This is a genomic window from Leptospira alstonii serovar Sichuan str. 79601, assembly GCF_000347175.1.
Taxonomy (GTDB): domain Bacteria; phylum Spirochaetota; class Leptospiria; order Leptospirales; family Leptospiraceae; genus Leptospira; species Leptospira alstonii.
Genome location: NZ_ANIK01000052.1, coordinates 55,779 through 72,688, shown reverse-complemented (window position 1 = coordinate 72,688; position 16,910 = coordinate 55,779). Strand labels below are relative to the sequence as shown.

Annotated in this window: 17 protein-coding genes and 1 pseudogene; 9 read left to right on the top strand and 9 right to left on the bottom strand. The window is 42.6% G+C overall.

The window, feature by feature from the left end:
* Position 1: 1 nt before the first annotated feature.
* Positions 2–409, bottom strand: a complete 408-nt coding sequence (locus tag LEP1GSC194_RS11390) for a GFA family protein (RefSeq protein ID WP_020773688.1) — start codon at positions 407–409, stop codon at positions 2–4.
* Positions 410–1,157: 748 nt separating this feature from the next.
* Here LEP1GSC194_RS11390 and LEP1GSC194_RS11385 point away from each other — a divergent pair.
* Both LEP1GSC194_RS11385 and LEP1GSC194_RS11380 read left to right on the top strand, forming a co-directional pair.
* Positions 1,158–1,541 carry a phasin-related domain-containing protein gene (locus tag LEP1GSC194_RS11385; RefSeq protein WP_003001954.1) on the top strand — a complete coding sequence of 128 codons (384 nt, stop codon included), beginning with the start codon at positions 1,158–1,160 and terminating at the stop codon, positions 1,539–1,541.
* Positions 1,542–1,680: 139 nt separating this feature from the next.
* Positions 1,681–2,472 (top strand): glycerophosphodiester phosphodiesterase, encoded by a 792-nt coding sequence (locus LEP1GSC194_RS11380; protein WP_020773707.1) that lies wholly within the window; start codon positions 1,681–1,683, stop codon positions 2,470–2,472.
* 135 nt (positions 2,473–2,607) lie between these two features.
* On the opposite strand, the gene LEP1GSC194_RS11375 is transcribed toward LEP1GSC194_RS11380, so the two are convergent.
* Positions 2,608–3,039, bottom strand: coding sequence for an SET domain-containing protein (locus LEP1GSC194_RS11375; protein WP_020773726.1), 432 nt, complete (start codon positions 3,037–3,039; stop codon positions 2,608–2,610).
* 391 nt (positions 3,040–3,430) lie between these two features.
* Between LEP1GSC194_RS11375 and LEP1GSC194_RS11370 the strand changes: the two genes are divergently transcribed.
* From LEP1GSC194_RS11370 to LEP1GSC194_RS11360, 3 genes are read left to right on the top strand one after another with little or no spacing between them, the layout of a single operon-like run.
* Positions 3,431–3,907, top strand: coding sequence for an RNA pyrophosphohydrolase (locus LEP1GSC194_RS11370; RefSeq protein ID WP_020773739.1), 477 nt, complete (start codon positions 3,431–3,433; stop codon positions 3,905–3,907).
* Between the two features lie 7 nt (positions 3,908–3,914).
* Positions 3,915–4,370, top strand: coding sequence for a globin domain-containing protein (locus LEP1GSC194_RS11365; RefSeq protein ID WP_020773708.1), 456 nt, complete (start codon positions 3,915–3,917; stop codon positions 4,368–4,370).
* Positions 4,354–4,641: an acylphosphatase gene (locus LEP1GSC194_RS11360; protein WP_020773711.1), complete on the top strand. Its 288-nt coding sequence runs from the start codon at positions 4,354–4,356 to the stop codon at positions 4,639–4,641. The genes LEP1GSC194_RS11365 and LEP1GSC194_RS11360 overlap by 17 nt, the downstream gene beginning before the upstream one ends.
* Before the next feature lie 109 nt (positions 4,642–4,750).
* Here LEP1GSC194_RS11360 and LEP1GSC194_RS11355 read toward each other — a convergent pair whose 3' ends face one another.
* The 5 genes from LEP1GSC194_RS11355 to LEP1GSC194_RS11335 all read right to left on the bottom strand — a co-directional run bounded on the left by LEP1GSC194_RS11355 (position 4,751) and on the right by LEP1GSC194_RS11335 (position 11,539).
* Positions 4,751–6,295, bottom strand: a complete 1,545-nt coding sequence (locus LEP1GSC194_RS11355) for a hypothetical protein (protein WP_036042479.1) — start codon at positions 6,293–6,295, stop codon at positions 4,751–4,753.
* Between the two features lie 452 nt (positions 6,296–6,747).
* Positions 6,748–7,461 carry a potassium channel family protein gene (locus LEP1GSC194_RS11350; protein WP_020773748.1) on the bottom strand — a complete coding sequence of 238 codons (714 nt, stop codon included), beginning with the start codon at positions 7,459–7,461 and terminating at the stop codon, positions 6,748–6,750.
* 14 nt (positions 7,462–7,475) lie between these two features.
* Positions 7,476–9,275 (bottom strand): TrkH family potassium uptake protein, encoded by a 1,800-nt coding sequence (locus LEP1GSC194_RS11345; RefSeq protein WP_020773701.1) that lies wholly within the window; start codon positions 9,273–9,275, stop codon positions 7,476–7,478.
* Entirely contained in the window at positions 9,275–10,180 is a 906-nt protein-coding gene (locus tag LEP1GSC194_RS11340; protein WP_020773703.1) for a hypothetical protein, read from the bottom strand. The genes LEP1GSC194_RS11345 and LEP1GSC194_RS11340 overlap by 1 nt, the downstream gene beginning before the upstream one ends.
* Before the next feature lie 57 nt (positions 10,181–10,237).
* Positions 10,238–11,539, bottom strand: a complete 1,302-nt coding sequence (locus LEP1GSC194_RS11335; protein WP_020773705.1) for an amidohydrolase family protein — start codon at positions 11,537–11,539, stop codon at positions 10,238–10,240.
* A 242-nt stretch (positions 11,540–11,781) separates the two neighbouring features.
* Between LEP1GSC194_RS11335 and LEP1GSC194_RS11330 the strand changes: the two genes are divergently transcribed.
* From LEP1GSC194_RS11330 to gmd, 4 genes are all read left to right on the top strand, one after another.
* Positions 11,782–13,155, top strand: coding sequence for an MATE family efflux transporter (locus LEP1GSC194_RS11330; RefSeq protein ID WP_020773750.1), 1,374 nt, complete (start codon positions 11,782–11,784; stop codon positions 13,153–13,155).
* Between the two features lie 216 nt (positions 13,156–13,371).
* On the top strand, positions 13,372–13,545 hold the full coding sequence (locus tag LEP1GSC194_RS23060; RefSeq protein ID WP_231384441.1) for a type II toxin-antitoxin system RelE/ParE family toxin: 174 nt from the start codon (positions 13,372–13,374) through the stop codon (positions 13,543–13,545).
* 12 nt (positions 13,546–13,557) lie between these two features.
* A complete protein-coding gene (locus LEP1GSC194_RS11320) occupies positions 13,558–13,716 on the top strand; it encodes a helix-turn-helix domain-containing protein (RefSeq protein ID WP_020773730.1) in 159 nt (52 codons plus the stop codon).
* A gap of 324 nt (positions 13,717–14,040) precedes the next feature.
* Positions 14,041–15,063, top strand: coding sequence for a GDP-mannose 4,6-dehydratase (gmd, locus tag LEP1GSC194_RS11315; RefSeq protein ID WP_036042477.1), 1,023 nt, complete (start codon positions 14,041–14,043; stop codon positions 15,061–15,063).
* A gap of 363 nt (positions 15,064–15,426) precedes the next feature.
* Here the strand turns inward: gmd and LEP1GSC194_RS11310 are convergent, their stop codons facing one another.
* Both LEP1GSC194_RS11310 and fcpA read right to left on the bottom strand, forming a co-directional pair.
* Positions 15,427–15,825, bottom strand: coding sequence for a hypothetical protein (locus tag LEP1GSC194_RS11310; protein ID WP_020773755.1), 399 nt, complete (start codon positions 15,823–15,825; stop codon positions 15,427–15,429).
* Between the two features lie 160 nt (positions 15,826–15,985).
* Positions 15,986–16,896 (bottom strand): annotated as a pseudogene (gene fcpA, locus LEP1GSC194_RS11305) (flagellar coiling protein FcpA).
* Positions 16,897–16,910: the final 14 nt, after the last annotated feature.

Genomic DNA, 16,910 nt, shown 5'->3' with positions numbered 1-16,910 from the left:
GTTATAGATGACGTATTTCCGCAGGTTGTTCCCGCCAGTTGTTATGAAGCCCGTTCGCGTACCAAAGGGGCGCCGCAATCAATTCTTCGAGATCTACATTATCCAGAGTAGTCAGGCTTACGCTGATAAATGCGCCGCCGAGTTCCTCCAGATGACCTTCCGTGAACATCCTGATTCCGCAGTTTTTACAGAATTTGTGAGTCGCACTTTTGGTTCCGAACTTATAGGTTCCAAGATCGATTTCACCCGAAAGAAGACGTAACGCTTCCGGTTTTACCATAGAACTCCAATTTCTTACCTTGGAACAAAAGGAACAATTGCATTTGCTCGTTCCCTTAGAAAGATCAAGATCCAACTCGTATTGAACCTTACCGCAATGACAGCTTCCATTGTATTTTTTCAGACTCATATTCCGTTTCCTGAATGATTTTGATTCCTTTCAAAAAACACAATCGGATCGATTCTTATGAATTCAAGTTCAAAAAGATTTTCAGTTTTTTTCTTTAACGCATCCGGTTGAATTCAAAACGGTTATGCCGGTCGGTTCTGAAAGAAATGCAAATTCACATTGATGAAAAAGTAAGAATATTAGGAAAATCTGTTTCAGCGTCGTAGAAATAGGTTCGAAATTTTCGTAATATTACGTGGATTCGTAGAGAAGGTTTGGGCATGTCGAGCGATCCATAGAGAGCGAGACAGCCAAAAGCCGCGAAGCGAAAGCGTTGGCTCCCAACGAAGTTGGGAAACCGCGCTTTTTCGCTCCAATCAACATATTGACAGATCGTTTTAAAAGCGAAATTTTTTCGTTATTCCAATTTGTTGATTCCCAGAACGCGATCCAAAACCGAGCGACGGTAGGAGCGAGGTTTGAGTTTAGAGAGTCTTCTGCTTTAGTTCAACTTCAATCGTTTTCGCATTGGTTAAACCGAACTAGCATGAATACAGTTCGTGAAAAACGTTTCTCCTTTGATTTTTTATTTTGTGTAGGTGTTTCTTAATGCAATGCCGGAACATCGGCGTTTAGGATTTTTTGCAAGGATGGTAAAAAATTGTAAATTTTGAGGAATTTTTTTCTTTTTTCTATTGACTTAAATTGTGCGCTGCAATATAAAAGGATTGTGCGATGCACAAGAAATGATCTCAAGGAGAAAAATTGAATGGAAAAGCAAATTCTAGATGTTCTAAATGCGGGTCTGGGACTCATCAAAGCTAGTCAAGAAGGTCTGGGTAAAGCGAAAGCTGATCTTGAAAAAACCTATTTGGAGCTTGTTACAAAAGGAGCTTCCGACAATTCCGAAGCGACCGTAAAAATTCGCGAAACCGTTGATAAAGTAATCAACGACATCAAGGAAGTTACTTCCGTTGCCGGAAAGAACTATGAAGAAACCAGAGCTAAGATCATAGAAAACTACAACAAAATTACCGAAGAGATCAAAAACAAAATCCCTGAAGGCCAAATCGAAGTTGTAAAAGCAAAAATCAACGAAGTGGCTGAGGCGATCAAAAACACCACTGCCGGAAAAGCTACCGCATCTAAATAAGAACGTAACTTTCTCTCTCGGGCGGGATTTCACCCGCCTGAACCCTTTCCTATTTTCCCTTTAAAATTTACGGTGCACTCGACACGCAGACTTTCTCCTATCGAGATTCGGATCTTCGAATATATTCATAAAATAGAATATGATTGAGAATATTAAAAACCGTAACGATTTGAAACGACCGCTTGTATTTGCCCATCGGGGTTTCAGCGGGGAATTTCCGGAAAACACGATGATCGCGTTTCGGAAGGCGATTCAGGCGAAAGCCGATCTGATCGAATTGGACGTCACTCTTTCCGAGGATAGGGAAGTTGTTGTCATTCACGACGACGATTTGGACCGAACGACGAAGTTGGTAGGAAACGTTCGGAAGTTCGAAGCTGAAATATTAAGCGAACTGGACGCGGGTTCCTGGTTCTCTCGAAAATTCGGAAAAGAAAAAATTCCTTTTTTAAAAGACGTATTACCTCTGATCCAAAGATCCAAAACCGACCTGAACATAGAAATTAAATCGACCGCTTTGGATTTTAATAAGAATGAAAATTCGATCGAACTCGCTATCTTGAGTTTGGTTGGCCGGTTTCAATTGTTACCTCGAATCGTGGTTTCGTCTTTTTCCTGGGAATGTTTGGAAAGAATTCGAAATCTCAATCCGGAAATAAAGTTAGGCGTTCTTGTGGGAGACGGAAGCGGAAACGTTTCCGAAGCGATCGTTTTCGGAGAAAAGATCAAGGCATGGAGCATTCATCCTTCCAGGGAAGACGCTTCCGAAGAAAACTTAAGATTGATATCGGAAAGAAATTTCCTAAGCGTCGTTTATACGGTAAACGAGACGGAAGAGATGAAACTGTTTTTAGATCGGGGCGCGGACGGTCTTTTTACGAATTTTCCGAAATCGATGAGAACGTTGGTTAAAAAGAAATATTCACGTTAGTCGCTTTTGATTCGTTTTTTCCGCAAATGTGTGGGAACTCTTACAAATTTCCTTTCCGGTTTTGGGACGAGCTCTTATGTCTTGCGTAGATAACGCGAGTTCGATGCAACCGATGCAAACAATTATGTGGAAAATTCAGTTTCTTTCCACGGGATCGATGTCCGTGTTGATCCAATATTCGTCGCCGTAATCGAAGAATAATTCTTCTCCCGCCTTTACTTTTCGGATCGCTTCAAATCTCGCGGTTTTCCAACGGACGGATACTACAAGTTTTACATTCGGTTTGGAACTGTGATTCATAAAACGAGTATAATTGCTTTCCTTTCCTTCTCCGTAAATCCAATGATCTTTACAGATCCACAGCAAATATTTCGATTCGCAATATTTGGAAGAGTTAGCCGTTTTATCCGTAAGGATTTTACCGGTATAATATCCGATCGTATCCCCTTTGTTTACGTTTTCTTTCGGAAAAAGCCCCATACCGATTCCGGGAATCGAGGAGGCTTTGATTTCAAAATCCTTTTCATTGAAGATGCGGGAACGCGAATACTTTTTACGTAATTGCATTGGTGAAACTCAAACTCCTGAATGCGAAAAGAATAAACAACTTGTCCCGAAATTTTTGGAACGGCTCTCATGTTATCATTTCCAATTGAGTATAAAATTTGCAACTGAATTCTTAACTAAAAGAGATCTTTCGTGAGACTATCTCCGGGCTTGGTCGATTTTACGGTTTGTCATAAAACGCAAAGGAAGGATTTCTCCCTCATTATTAGGTTTATCGATTCATGGAATGAACGAAGAGGTTTTTATAAGAACCGGAACTATATGTTTCGCCAAGAGTAGCGCTTTACCGTAAGTTACTCGGGTCTATTCATAAAACGTAAACAAACATTGGATTCTCAAAACAACTCTAAAACTTCTTGTCATAGAAAAGCACTAACGCGAGCGTATTCGTATGGAAAAACCCTACAGAAAGAATGTCGGGATGGTCGTATTCAATTCTCGTGGAGAGGTTTTGGTGGGGGAGAGGTTGAACTTTCTCGGTTCTTGGCAGTTTCCTCAAGGTGGAATCGACGAAAACGAGGACCCGACAACGGCGGCTTTGAGAGAGTTGTACGAAGAGGTCGGAATCGATTCCGGAAAAATCGTAGCCGAGTATCCGGATTGGATCGCCTATGATTTTCCGGAAAACCTTCCTCTCAATCGTCATCTTCAAAAATATAGGGGACAACTTCAAAAATGGTTTCTCATCCATTGGAACGGGGAAGCGGACGAATGTAACTTGGATATTCACGAAAGGGAGTTCGAAACGGTGCGTTTTATTCCCATCGAAAACACATTGGTTACGGTTGTTCCTTTTAAAAAAGACGTATATTATAAAATTGTAAAAGAATTCGACCCTAAGATCCGAGCCTTTCTGCAAGGGGGCTAAAAAAAATATGGCGGAAGAAAGATCCGTTTTCATTCCTCCCGGAGGGCCTCCGGGCGCGATTCCGGGTTTACAAACGGTTTTCGGTGCGGTCGGCGAGAATTGTCTTCGCAAACTGGTTTCCGATTTTTATGATCAAATTCCTCCGAGTCCGATCGCTTTTATGTTTCCGGAAAGTTTGGAAGAGAGTAAAATGAAATCCGCCGATTTTTTAATTCAGGTTACCGGCGGTCCGCCTTTGTATTCTCAAAACTACGGACCTCCGAGAATGCGCGCAAGGCATCTTCCGTTTCCGATCGATGAAAAAGCGAGAAGGGTTTGGCTTTCTTGTTATCGTAAGGCTCTGGACGATTGGGAGGCGGAAGGTCCCATCAAAGAAATTCTTTGGAATTTTTTTAAGGACTTCTCGGCTTGGATGGTGAATCTGGAAGGCAAAACGGAGGAAGAAGATGGGATCCAAAAATAATTCAAGAGCAAAGATTCTCGCTCGTGGAAAGGTTCAAGGAGTCGGATTTAGATATTACATTCTTCAGAGAGCCCAAGAAGGTTGGCTCAGCGGATATACTCAAAATCTTCCGGGTGGAGAAGTCGAGACGGTCGTGGAAGGCGATAAGATGTTTATCGAAGATCTCTACAAGGCGATTCAAAGAGGTCCGAAAGGTTCCGAAGTGAAGGAAGCGCTGATCACTTGGGAGGATCCGAAAGGGAACTTCAGAACCTTCGAAATTAAGAAGTAGTTTTTTTCGGAATTCGAGTATCGAAGAATTTTTAATTCCTAATATTCACATTTTTTAAAGTGATTATCTTTTGCGGATCGGATTGAAGCGAAAAAATTTATTTCTAATTTCAGCGCGATCCTTTGTTTTTAAAATCCGGCGTTTCCTCCGTGACCGAATTCGAATCGGCTTCGATTTCTCTAAGCCATTCCGCCCGAATTTTTTCCAATTGTTTTTTTCGGTCTTCCTTGTAAGCGATTTCTCTGTTGAGTTGTTCGAACTGAACGATGGATTCCTGGTGTTCCAAGGAGCTTTCCATCATTCCGTAGATTCCTAAAAAATTCAATACCTTTGAAAACCAGGAAAGGTTTTCCTTATAACAGGAATATTTCAATTTTATCAGAGCCAATTTAAAGACCGGGTTCGCATACAATGGTCCCAGGTTGTTTTTTTCCTTTTTCAAAAGATATAAGAAATTCTTAATAAGATCTTTTTTAAATGCGTATTTTTCAGTCATCAATTGAATCAAGGAAAGAATCGTTTCCTCTTTTCTGCTGCAAAAACATTCGGTCTTTTTCCCTTTTTCGTACCAATCGCAGGAAATACAATCCGGATCTCTTCTGAGGTTGTCCACTATGGAATGGGAGAATTCCCGATCCTCGTCGATATTGATCGTGACGAACTGGGACAAGGTCCTGTTTTTCATAGACATCATCGTCTTTAACATCTTGATCGATCTTACCTCTTCCGAGGAAATACGGAGATTTCTTTCCCGATCGTGTTTTTGTGAAATATAATTTGCGAGTATTAGGAAATCCTGAAACGTTTTCGGAATCAGGTCGCTTAAATTCTCGCCGATGATTTTTAATTCGTCCGAAACGAATTTTTCCTCGATACCCGAAACGGGGCCGGTATAATTAACGTCGACCACGATGTTCTTTCGGTTTTTGGAAATCAGATTCCAAGCCTCCGGATATTTCTCTTTCAGCTTTTTGGAGAACTGGTCGAGATAATATCCTTTTAAAATTTCAAACGCTTTTCCCGCAAGTTCGTCCGTTACGTGAAATAGCCCCGTTGTTTTTGTAACCGCAATATATTCGCTTTCTTGAATGTTTTCCAGGATGAATTGCACCGAATCTTCTACCACCTCCTCCTTGAGAAGTTCTCCGAACGTAAAAGATCGGATCCAATGTTCGATGCCGAAGGATTCTTTGACGAAGGTGCCTCCGGCCGTCTCGGCGATCAGATACTCGAATATGGAAATCAGTTCGCTGATTTGGAACGGCTCGCACCCCAAAATATAGTTCTGAATCGCGAATGAGGATTTACTCAAACTGTTCAAATAGATCTCTTTTAGATTTTTCCTGTTGGAATTTTTGAATTCCTTCTCCGAAACGAGACAGAGACAGACCGTAAGTTGATTCGTTTCGGGTAAAAATTTGAATTCCGGAAAAACGAGAATCAAATTCTCCTTCGAAAGTTTTTTTAGAGTGTTGATATATATCGGCTTGGATCCCTCGTCCTTCCAGACCTTCAGGATTTTACCGGAAAAAAATCCTTCCAATGTCGTGTGATTGCGAATTTGATAGAGGATCTCGATTTCCTTGGGATTTAAGGAGATCGCCTCTTGGTCGGTAGCGTCGGTTTCGTTTTTTAGATACAGATACGAGGGCATTAGGTTCTCGTATTTTTCAAGATCGTAAAGGGAATCCAAGCGCCGCACCTCTTGCGATGAAGTTCAACGATTTTATACTATTTTGAAATCAATAATAGCAAAAAAATATTCGAAAGTTCGATTAAAAGTTACCTCAAAAAGAACTCCGATTCTTTCATCCGAGAAAGTGTTCAACGATGAAACCGAATTAATATATACGAAAACTCTTATTCATCCCTTCTTTATAAAATAAAGTCCCAAAGCGTTAGGGATGTGGAGCGTGCGTAGCAGTCGCCTCTTTAGAGGCGACCGAAGGCGAACGCCTGAGCGCGGAACAAGCCCGGCCTGCGCTTGTTACATTAAAACTTTGTTTTACGATTTATCCAGGCGCAGGAAACGCCCAATTTTTTATAATCCGTTTTTTGAATGTTTTTCGTCCGAACCTTTTAAGGTCGTCCTTATTTATGAACGCCTTATCCGATGGGATAAGCGTTCGTAAACCGTTTGATACTTTCTGAACTTCCGAAAAGGAGCAGAATTTCCTTTTCTTTAAATATCGTTCCGGAATCCGGTAGAAAAACTCCGCCTTCTTCCGAATCGTTTCCGTTCGATTCCGCTTTTCTGACAGCGACTAAATTGAGCTGAAAATTTTCCCTTAGATTGAGTTCTTTCAGTTTTTTTCCGTAGAGATGCGGAGAAATTTCCACTTCGAAAAGGCTGTATTCTTCGCTTAACAAAGTCGCCTTTTTTACGCCTTGATAACTGAGTTGTTCCGCCATCGATGCGGCCGCCCTTTCCTCCGGATTGAAAAGATTTTCGATTCCTATCATCTGAAGAATTTTACGATTCAATTCGGAATGATAACGAATGTGAAGGGATTTAAGATTCATCTCCTTTAAGTTGTATGCGGTGGTGATTAAGGATTCGAAATTCTCCGCGAGCGCGACGACGATCTCGTCCATATCTTCGAGATCCAATTCTTCCAAAGAGGATCGATTGCTCGTATCCACACAAACGGCGAGGGCGCAACGGTCCTTGATTTCCTCGACGACTTTGATGTCCTTGTCTATCGCAGTCACCTCGTGTCCGTTTTCGTTCAGATAGATTACGAGAGTTTTGCCGAATTCTCCCAAGCCGATCACTGCGATTCTTTTTTTGAGTGTTTTATTTTTCTTTTTGATCGCCATGGAACTTTCTCCTTTTATCCAACTATGATCGATTCTTCCGGAAATCTAAGTCCGGATTTTTTTTCTTTCGGAACCAAGGCGATCAGGATGGTCAACATTCCCACTCGTCCGCAAAACATCGTCAGGCAGATCAAAAGTTTTCCCGCCGAAGTCAAAGAAGATGTGATTCCCCTGGAAAGTCCCGCGGTTCCGAACGCCGAGACTACCTCGTAACAAAGATCCAAAAATGCGGAGTTTTCCGTGCAGGTTAAAAAGAAAATTCCGAAAAAAATCAAAAACAAGGATATGAGAATTCCCGCGGACGCTCTGGAGGTGGTACCGGAAGAGATTCTTTTTCCGAAAACTTCCAATTCTTCTTTGCCCCGTATATGATTGAATAGGTGAAGTACGGAAACCGCAAGCGTTGTCGTTTTGATCCCGCCTCCGGTTCCGTTGGGCGACGCGCCTACCCACATCAAAAAAAGACTGACGAACACCATTGGCGTTCCCATTTTAGAAATACTTAATGTGTTAAAACCCGCGGTTCTTGTGCTGACGGAATAAAAGAGGGAATGAAACATTCCGTCGATTGCGCTCAGTTCGGAAAGTGTGTTGTTCGTTTCCAACACGTAATACGAAACCGCTCCGAATACGATTAAACCGACGGACATCGTAAGAATCAACTTGGCTCCCAGTTCCATCCTTTTGGGATAATCTCCGATCTTAAACGTCCAGTGAATCAGATGATGAACCGTCGGAAAACCCAAACCTCCGAGTACGATTAGGACCATCACTACGGATAAGAATTCTTTTCGGTTCAACATCCAATCCGTTTCAAATCCCTGGGGGAACGTGGAAAAACCGGCGTTGCAAAACGAACTCACCGAATGAAATAAAGAATGGAAAATTTTATTTTTAAGATCCGTTTCGTTTTCGTCCGGATAACAGATAAAAATCAATAGGACGCCTACGGCTTCTATGAGAAAAGTCTGAGCCGCAACTTGTTTTAAAACGGACGAAACCCGTCCCACACTTTCCTGGCTGAACAGATCCTTGATCAGAAGTTTGTTCGTAACGCTGACTTGTCCCGCCAAAAAGATCGCAAAAAAAACGGTAAGGGTCATAAGACCCAGTCCGCCGATTTGAATCAAAATCATCAGAATCGTTTGTCCCGTTCCGGTCAGTTGAGAAGCGACTGAAATCGTACTCAAACCGGTAACACAAACCGCGCTTACGACCGTAAAAAAAACGTCTATCGTTGGAATCGGAACCGCTTGAGCCCTCGGCAAGGATAACGCGAGAGTTCCAAGCAAGATTAAAATTCCGAAACTTCCCGTGATAACCAAGGAAGGACTGATTTGTCTGTAATTCAAAAGGTCCGTCTTTCGGATCAATCGGGAGAAGTTGCTGAACAAAAGAAAAAGTTGGCTTAAGGACAAAAAGGCCAAACTCGCATCTTCTCCGCTTAAGGAATTTAAAGTGAGGAGTTCGTAGATTTCCTGGCTGATGATTTCTTGAAATAGGATTAGAAAAACCACGATCGCTTCCGTTTTGTGGGTTTTCAGATAATCGAATAGGTTTCCGATCACGAAAATAAACGAAAGGGCTTCGTAAACGACCAAGGAAACGACGATCCCATTTACGAGCAGCCGGATCCAATGAGTCCATTCGTGCGGATAATAAAATCCGTAGATCAGAATCAAAAGACAGAGAGAGATGATCCCGCAGATCGAATAATAAATCCTTAAGGGAGGATATATTTTAGATTGATAAAAAAGGTTGATCTTGTGTCTAACATTCAATAATTTGAATATATTTTCTTTGACGCTGTTCATTAGAAGCTGACGTTAAAGAGCGAGATCTCCAGTTTATATTCCCTTCCGGGAACGACGGAGGCGCCAGCGCCGGAGATAGGGAGGGAATTTCCGAAGCCGAGAGAATCCGCGGACGTAGGTTCCACCGGAGGCGACTCGGGCTGATTTTCCTTTTTCATGGATTCGTATTCTTTCATATCGTGCCAAGCGTTTGCAAAAGCAAGGCTCGTTCCGAAAGTAAAAATGAATATGGAACCGCCGAAGGTTTTTTGAAATTTATGCGCGCCTTGGACTCTTGCATTGGCGGCGATCGCGTATCCCAGACCGAGGGTGATCGGAAGAGTCATAAAGAAGATGATGGAAAAACGACGAGAAGTGGTTTCCGTATATTTTTCTTCTTCATCGTGAATTTGATTCTGTTTTTTCTTTTTGTCGGTTTGTTGGGCTTGTCTTTGAAGAATCGCTTCCACGTTGATATTACCCGTAAGCGGATTGATTAGGGTTTCCTGTTTTCTTTCCGTGTTCGGATTTGTGGTTCTACGTAAGCCGCCGCCGGTTGTCGGAAACGGATTTTCAAAAGGAATCTGTACGTTTTTAGGTGAGATCAAAGGGGGTTTTTTAAAAACGGGCGGAATCGTATATTCCTGATAAACCTCTCTGGCCGGAGAGTCTTTGTAGTTTCTCAAATTGAAGTCGTAAGGATCGGAGAAATCGGTCTGGCTCTGGGAAAACAGTAAGCTCGGATTCATAAAAGAAAGAACCATAAGAACGGCCGTGGCGTGGATGCTATTCGTATGAAATCGAAACAACCTTTGTTGTCTTTTGAAAAAATCCGCTGCTGAATTTCGAATCTTTGTATGTACAAACGTTTTACGGTTTCGAAAGAAATTCGATACGTTCTTACAGATTTCCAGTACGTTCAACATGACCTTTCTTCTAAAATCCCTTATACGCGGACCGAGGCAAGAATTTTTAGCGTCAAATCAAGAAGTCGGTTTTCTTCCGCTTAAAATTTCGGAAGTATATAGAAACGAATTTTGTCTTACGGTTTCCAACATCTCCGCACTGAGACCGATTTTTGCGGCCTTTGAGTATTCTTCTTCGATCGTGGTTCCGAAAATTCCGGGATCATCCGTGGAAATCGTGAACTTCATATCGTTTTTTGCAAAACGAAGAATCGGATGTGATTCGGGGTTTTCGACCATTCCTATAAATTCGTTCGAACTCGGACAGGATTCGATGATCGCATCGGTTTGTTTGATTTTAGACATGCAGTAATTTTGAAAGCCGATACATTCTTCCAAAAACGAAGGGCCGATTTCCAATTCAATAATTTCCTTATGTTTGAGAGAATCGATTTCGTTTCCGATCCTTTCCCTCGAAGGAGTTTCAAAGTAAGAATCCAACTCTTCCTTTCGATCGTAATACAACCGAAGTTGATCCAATCTTTCCGATTTGGATTCTAAAATTTTATCTTTTATCTTTTCGGAAGGATGAAGTCCGAGTGCGATCGCGTGCCCGAGACGATGCGCTCCCCATTGCGCGGATTCCAAAACCCATCTCGAAGCGGACAAAATCGATTTGTCCTGAAAGCTTTCTCCGACGTGATAGAGAATCGCAAGCGCCGTATCCTTTTCGGCTTTGTTGTCCTTATGTACCGTCTCGAAAAATTTCCTTTTTTCTTTGGGAGGGAATCCTTCTTCAATATAACAAAAATCTAATCCTACTAAATAATCCCGGATCAAATCGTTTTTTTCCATAAAATCTTTTAAGAGGGAATATTCCCGAAACACGTCCCCGTCCCTGTGTAAAGAGATTGCAAGTTTGCCCTTTGCAAGTCCGCCCGTTTTTTCCCCTCCGCGTGCAAGTCCCTCGCAGGCCGCGACGGTTTTTTCGTAAATCCCCTGTTCCGTATCCGAAGGAGAATACAGGATCCTATATTCTCCGTGGGTCACACCCTGACGGAACTGGTCTTCTACGATCCGTGTGGCGACTAACGCGATTTCTGCGGGATCGAACTTGGACAGGGCGATGATCAGATTGAATTTGGCTTGAAACTCTATAAACGGGCCTCGGTGATTGAACTGATAGAGTTTACGGAAAGAATCGGGATCCTTATGATCTTCGAAAAAAGTTTCCGTGGAAATTTTTTTACCGAAACATTTTTGATACGAATCGGTAAAAATTTCCCAGCGAGGATTCGGATTGGATCTTCCCATCTCGTAGAGAAATTGGGAAGGAATCGATCCGTAGAGGTGGTTGTGAAGATCCGCGTATTGTTTCATAAATTTTTATCGCACCGATTCATTCGAATTAAACAAACGAGTTCGAGACATGGGCGGTTTGATTTTTTCACAAAGACATGCTTTGCTCGTAACAATTCAACGGGAATGTTCGTTAAGTTTTTTATACTGGCCTCAAGATGAAATTTGCGCCTTCTTGCAAGTAATAAGAATCGTAAGTCAAAAAGAAAGTTTTTTTGAAAATAGATAGTTTTATTGTTTCTTCCTAAAATCTTGGAAGAACCGTGAGAACCTTACATCATTTAGCTCATACCTTTTATAGGAACATTCGTCCGAGTCTTTTGAATTCCATGATCTTAAAACTCGCGGTGCCGGTCGTGTTCGGGATGCTCAGTCAAACCGTGGTTTGGGTGACGGACACGATGATGGTCGGAAGGCTCGGAAAAAATTCAATCGCTTCGATCGGGATCGGAGGGATCGCTCACTTTACGGTGCTTGCGTTTCTGATGGGATTTTCGATGGGAATTCAAGTGATCGTCGCGAGAAGATTCGGCGAGAAGAACGATTCTGAAATCGGTAGGATCGGAGTTACGACTTTGTATCTTGTTATCTTTTTCGGAGGTCTTCTTTCGATCGGAGGTGCGGCGATCAGCGATCGATTGATGAGTTTTCTGAACAAGGACGAGATTGTAAGAGGACTTTCGAGCGAATATTTATATTTTCGTTTTTTAGGGACGGTCTTTTTCTTTCTGCTTTTTACTACGAGGGCGTTTACGGACGGATTGGGAATCACCACCGCCGGACTTGCGTCCATGATTATAACATGTTTTACGAATATATTTTTAAACTGGGTGTTGATCTACGGCAACTTAGGTTTCGAAGCGATGGGAGTCAAAGGAGCCGCGATCGCTTCATCCTTGGCGGGAGGGGCGGGTTTATTCGCGTTTCCGTTCTACTTTTATTCAAAAGGTTTGGGGAAATATTTTTCCCAGGTTTCCTGGGCTTTTAGTTTTGTGCACTTTCGGGAAATCTTAAAGGCGAGTACCGCGCCTGCGCTTGCGGAACTTCTTAATAACATTTCTTTTATGATCTTTACGGAGTTTGCGACGATCGTGGGAACTACCGCGTTAGCCGTAACCAATATGCTTTTTAGTACTTTGAGTCTTTCCTTTTTACCGGGATATGCGTTCGGAATCGCGGCGACTACGATTCTCGGACAGGCGCTCGGAGCGGGAAAATCGAAACTTGCGTATCACGGTGCGTTTCGATCCGCGTTTTTTGCGGCTTGTGTGATGGGAAGTATGGGACTTGTATTCATACTTTGGGGAAGGGAGATGTTGTCTTTTTATACGAAGGATCAGGAACTGATTCAAGAAGCGTATTCTCCCTTGGTCATTTTGGGAGTAATTCAGATCGTGGACGCCTATCACATGGTGATCGCTTGCGCGCTCCGAGGAGCCGGACTTCAGGACTTCGTGTTCAAGGCTTATACGGCGGCGTCTTATTTGGTGTTTCTTCCCGCGGCTTATTTTATGGGAATTTATTTGGGAATGGGATCGACCGGATTGTGGTCCGGGATCGTAGCCTGGGTAATCGTTCTTGCATCGGTGTTTGTCGTACGATTTCGCAGAAGAGACTGGGTTCATAATCCGGTTTGATTAGGCCGGATGTCGGTAGTTAGACGAAATTGTGCAAAATTGCGTATAAGACAAAATTTCACTAATACATCTGGTTGGCAGATATATCTACCATGGGAATATATACTAAATGATTCAATCCTTTGGAGATAAGGAAATTGAAAAAATCTTTAACCAGGAATTTTCAAGAAAAGTCCCTCCTGACATCCAAAGTAGGGATTAATTAAGTTATTGTTGATGGAAAGCGCGGAAAGAGAGGAAGATTTGCGAATACCTCCCTCTAATAATTTTGAACACTTAAAAGGTGACAAAAAAGAATTTTGTTCGATCAGAATTAATAAACAATGGAGAATCATATTCCGTTTTTCTCAGGGGCATTGTTTTGACGTTTCAACTGTAGATTATCACTGAAGCGAGGATAGTATGAAATCAAAAAGAATTCCAACTCCAAGACTAGCCAAATTTTTCGGGATGTCTGATAAATTTTGGATTAATTTACAAAATGATTTAGAGATTAGAAAACAAAAAGAGAAGTTAAAAGAGAAATTACAAAGCATTCAACCATTACAACAAACCGGTTGAGATGCACAACTTCGTCTAACGACCGAAGCTTTCTCCCGCGCTCGGGATTGCTAATACAGCCCTCGCTCCGGTTCCGTACATTCGTCTTGTCCTCGACTTGTGGGACGGGTGCGACTAAAGTCACTCAAGCCTCGTGCTAATTCTTCCGCACGCTTAGGCGTGCTTCAGAACCCAAGCCTATTTCGATAGATGGCCTTACCTATTGAGCGACCTTAAACCCGATCCATAGGGAGCGTTTCACTGAGTTCAGGAAGTGCGACTTGGGCCTCTTATTCGCCTAATCTTTCTTGCCAGATGGGGTTTTTGGGTTTTCCTGGTCTGAAGATGAAAAAAGCGCTCATAACCGGGATTACAGGGCAGGACGGATCTTATCTAACTGAATTTCTTCTTCAGAAAGGATATCAAGTTCATGGGATCGTCAGAAGATCCAGTATGTTCAACCGGGCGAGAATCGAACATCTGCGTGGGAACTCCAATCTTGTTCTACATTACGGAGATCTTACCGATTCGAGCAACTTAAACCGGATTCTGGAAAAAGTTTCTCCGGACGAAATTTACAATCTGGCCGCACAATCCCACGTGGGAGTTTCCTTTGAAGTTCCGGAATACACGGCAGAAGCGGACGCGGTCGGAACACTTAGAATTTTAGACGCGATCAAACAGATCGGAGTGAAGAGCCGCTTTTATCAGGCGTCTACTTCCGAACTTTACGGAAAGGTGCAGGCGATTCCACAGACGGAAACGACTCCTTTTTATCCAAGGTCGCCTTACGCGGTCGCAAAGTTGTATGCGTATTGGGCGGTCGTAAATTACAGAGAGGCGTTCGGAATTCACGCTTCCAACGGAATCTTATTCAATCACGAGTCTCCAAGACGGGGAGAGGGTTTTGTAACGAGAAAGATCACGATCGGAGTCGCCAATCTTCTCGCGAAAAAGGGCGGACCGATCCAACTCGGAAATATGGACGCAAAAAGAGACTGGGGATACGCTCCGGATTACGTCGAAATGATGTGGATGATGCTCCAACAACCGGATGCGGACGACTACGTCGTTGCGACAAACGAAACACATACCGTAAGAGAGTTCGTGGAAAAGTCTTTCGGATTTACCGGAATTCAAGTGCGTTGGGAAGGCAAAGGAGATTCCGAGAAAGGGTTCGATACGAAGTCCGGACAACTACTCGTGGAAGTGAATCCTAAGTTCTATCGTCCGACCGAAGTAGATATATTGATCGGAGATCCGGCTAAGGCGAAAAAAAAATTAGGTTGGGAACCGAAGGTTAAATTCGAAGAGCTCGTCAGGATCATGACCAAGGCGGATTGCGAATTGGTAGGAATCAAACTCTAAAAATATACGTTTCAAGTGATTAGGGTTTAGAACTTTACATACATTACAATTATATATTGTAAAGCCTAAACCCTGACTCCTAAAATGTAAGAGTTCCCACATTTCTAAGATTTTGGGACAAGCTCTTTATCAAAAATGTCAAGCCGGGTAACCCCGCACCCCACAACGCGCCCCTTAGGAAGAGTTGTGTTGAGTTTCTTCAACACACTTGAAACGCGAATCCGTAGAAAGCGTTTCATTGAGTTCAGAGAGTAATCACTTGAAATAGGAGGTGGAAAGGGCCGGAGATTTTTCTAGTATCAGAAAATCATACTTTTTGCAAGTACAAATATGATTCTTGTCGGAATACTTGCGTTTTAGAATTTAGACTAACACTCCGTAGACGATTATGAAAATTCCCACTAAATTCGTAATCACGCCGATCGCACCCAAAGATTTTCCTAAGATCGGATTTTCTTGAAACTCATCCTTGATCCCTTGAAGCCAATTGGCCGTGTCTTTCAACGCCAGGAATGCGGAAGAGATCGCAAAGAGGGACGCACCGATCAACGCTAAAGTTTCGGAAAAGTTCGCATGACGAAACGCGACTACCAAACCTAAAAGCATAGCGCCTTGCATCAACGACCCGATATGCGCCGCTTGTAAATAACGCGAAGGGAACTCTGCTTTCTTTCTTGCGAGAGCATAAGGAAAACCCGTTAAACTGCCGTATGCGAGATTTAAAACACCGGCAACGATTAATATCTTTTCTGGAAGGAGCATATTGTACCTCGTTAGCGGCAAAAATAACAAAGAAATCGGATTTAGTCTATAAGAATCCGTTTGAAGGGTTCGCCAAACTTTCAACCGTCGAACTCACGTTAAATAAAAAACCCCGCCGTTTCCGACAGGGTTTTGTTTCCATTTCGTTTGAAAGAGAGAGTTACGGTCTTACGGAAATCACTTCGTCCTTGTTAACAAGATTTACGATGTGTTTGTATTCCGGAGAATCCTTTCCGTATTTCAGCTCGGTAGCTCTCAGAAGGTGAACGTTTTTCTTGTAACGATATTTGAACATCTGGTCTTCAGAAGCCCCGCCGTTTTTCTTAATCATGTTCTCTTCGAAAGCGTAACAACTTGCCAGATACTTGTGAGCGGGATATTCCTTCTCATTCTCATCGATCTCGATATAGAGTTCGAGGATAGGGATACATGCGGAAGATTTTGTAAATCATACTCAGTGAGAATCCACGATCTGTAAGTATCGGACAGAAGTCTTTTGAATTCCGGTCTTTCTCTCAAATCCGGGTTTTTGATTTCATCCAAATGATTGATCGATTTGGTGAAATAGTTCAGAGCCTGTTGTTTCGCAACGAGTTTCTCGCGGGAAACGACACGATCCTCTCTTGCTTTACGATCGACCTTTTGCCAATACCACTTTTCATCGAGACGTTTTTTCTCGGCTTCTTCTTTACGGTATTGTTCGACAGATTCTCTCATTTTGAGAATCGTGTTTACCCCCGATTGGTAGTTGGATAATGCCAGCCTAAATTTGTTGTTAGCGAATGCCTTGGAGAGCTGGTGGAGTTCTTGGAAATTTTTATCATAGCCCTTAAAATCAGGGTTTTTCCACAGAGCTTCTTGTTCCTGGATTGCTTTTTTACGACGTTTCTGCTCTTCCGTGAGGTTCTTATCATCGTCTTCGGGAACCAACTCGCCTTTTAGCAGCTCGTCAATTTTTTCTACAGCTTCACTGGCTTGCTGATTACCGCCCTGATTGTTTTGCTGAGCTAAAACAGACAGGTTGAGTCCCAGCACGGCCAGAAGAATGAATATGCTTTTCATCACCTTCATAATGCTCACACCTT

What these genes read in the sequence shown, in the direction of transcription:
- LEP1GSC194_RS11385 (WP_003001954.1), top strand. Translation starts at nt 1,158, where the DNA reads ATGGAAAAGCAAATTCTAGATGTTCTAAATGCGGGTCTGGGACTCATC.
- LEP1GSC194_RS11390 (WP_020773688.1), bottom strand. Translation starts at nt 409, where the DNA reads ATGAGTCTGAAAAAATACAATGGAAGCTGTCATTGCGGTAAGGTTCAA.
- LEP1GSC194_RS11355 (WP_036042479.1), bottom strand. Translation starts at nt 6,295, where the DNA reads ATGCCCTCGTATCTGTATCTAAAAAACGAAACCGACGCTACCGACCAA.
- LEP1GSC194_RS11370 (WP_020773739.1), top strand. Translation starts at nt 3,431, where the DNA reads ATGGAAAAACCCTACAGAAAGAATGTCGGGATGGTCGTATTCAATTCT.
- LEP1GSC194_RS11335 (WP_020773705.1), bottom strand. Translation starts at nt 11,539, where the DNA reads ATGAAACAATACGCGGATCTTCACAACCACCTCTACGGATCGATTCCT.
- gmd (WP_036042477.1), top strand. Translation starts at nt 14,041, where the DNA reads ATGAAAAAAGCGCTCATAACCGGGATTACAGGGCAGGACGGATCTTAT.
- LEP1GSC194_RS11350 (WP_020773748.1), bottom strand. Translation starts at nt 7,461, where the DNA reads ATGGCGATCAAAAAGAAAAATAAAACACTCAAAAAAAGAATCGCAGTG.
- LEP1GSC194_RS23060 (WP_231384441.1), top strand. Translation starts at nt 13,372, where the DNA reads ATGGAAAGCGCGGAAAGAGAGGAAGATTTGCGAATACCTCCCTCTAAT.
- LEP1GSC194_RS11365 (WP_020773708.1), top strand. Translation starts at nt 3,915, where the DNA reads ATGGCGGAAGAAAGATCCGTTTTCATTCCTCCCGGAGGGCCTCCGGGC.
- LEP1GSC194_RS11345 (WP_020773701.1), bottom strand. Translation starts at nt 9,275, where the DNA reads ATGAACAGCGTCAAAGAAAATATATTCAAATTATTGAATGTTAGACAC.
- LEP1GSC194_RS11375 (WP_020773726.1), bottom strand. Translation starts at nt 3,039, where the DNA reads ATGCAATTACGTAAAAAGTATTCGCGTTCCCGCATCTTCAATGAAAAG.
- LEP1GSC194_RS11320 (WP_020773730.1), top strand. Translation starts at nt 13,558, where the DNA reads ATGAAATCAAAAAGAATTCCAACTCCAAGACTAGCCAAATTTTTCGGG.
- LEP1GSC194_RS11380 (WP_020773707.1), top strand. Translation starts at nt 1,681, where the DNA reads ATGATTGAGAATATTAAAAACCGTAACGATTTGAAACGACCGCTTGTA.
- LEP1GSC194_RS11340 (WP_020773703.1), bottom strand. Translation starts at nt 10,180, where the DNA reads ATGTTGAACGTACTGGAAATCTGTAAGAACGTATCGAATTTCTTTCGA.
- LEP1GSC194_RS11310 (WP_020773755.1), bottom strand. Translation starts at nt 15,825, where the DNA reads ATGCTCCTTCCAGAAAAGATATTAATCGTTGCCGGTGTTTTAAATCTC.
- LEP1GSC194_RS11360 (WP_020773711.1), top strand. Translation starts at nt 4,354, where the DNA reads ATGGGATCCAAAAATAATTCAAGAGCAAAGATTCTCGCTCGTGGAAAG.